Source organism: Acinetobacter sp. 70_2 (assembly GCF_056736115.1).
On record NZ_JBWZIP010000010.1, the window covers coordinates 1 to 676 of the forward strand.

Genomic DNA, 676 nt, shown 5'->3' on the forward strand with positions numbered 1-676 from the left:
TTGACAGTGTAACGGCAGGGGACAGCAAGCTGGATACGAATGGTTTAACCATCACTGGTGGACCAAGTGTGACCAAGACTGGTATTGATGCTGCAGGCAACACAATCAGTAACGTAGCAGCAGGCACCAATGCTACTGATGCAGTAAACAAAGGCCAGCTTGATGCATTAAGTACCTCAAGCAATAACAAGACTGATGCCTTGGGCAACAGCACAGCCAATAATCTGGGCGGTGGCGCAAGCTATGACAGCACTACAGGTGCAGTAAGCTCACCAACTTATGTCACCACTAAAACTGACGGTACAACAGTTAATGCCAACAATGTCGGTGATGCCTTAACTAACCTGAACAATGAAGTGGTTAAACCGATTACCTTTGCGGGTAACAGCGGCAGTGTTGACCGTAAATTGGGTGAAACCCTGAATATCACAGGTGGCCTGACAGCATCTGGCTCGAACTCGAATGTGAAGACGGTCATCAGTGGCAATACCGTTGACATTCAACTTGCCGATGCGCCTGTGTTTGCAGGGAAGCTGACAGCGAACGGACTGGATGCCAATGGTGAGAAAGTTACCAATGTTGGTGCGGGTACAGCAGCAACCGATGCAGTAAACAAAGGTCAGCTTGATGCATTAAGCACATCAAGCAACAACAAGACTGATGCCTTGGGCAACAG

At 48.5% G+C, this 676-nt stretch carries 1 pseudogene; it reads left to right on the plus strand.

Going from position 1 to position 676, the window contains the following annotated elements:
- A pseudogene (locus AC1PJ9_RS03720) lies at positions 1-676 on the plus strand (hypothetical protein); the annotation flags it as partial.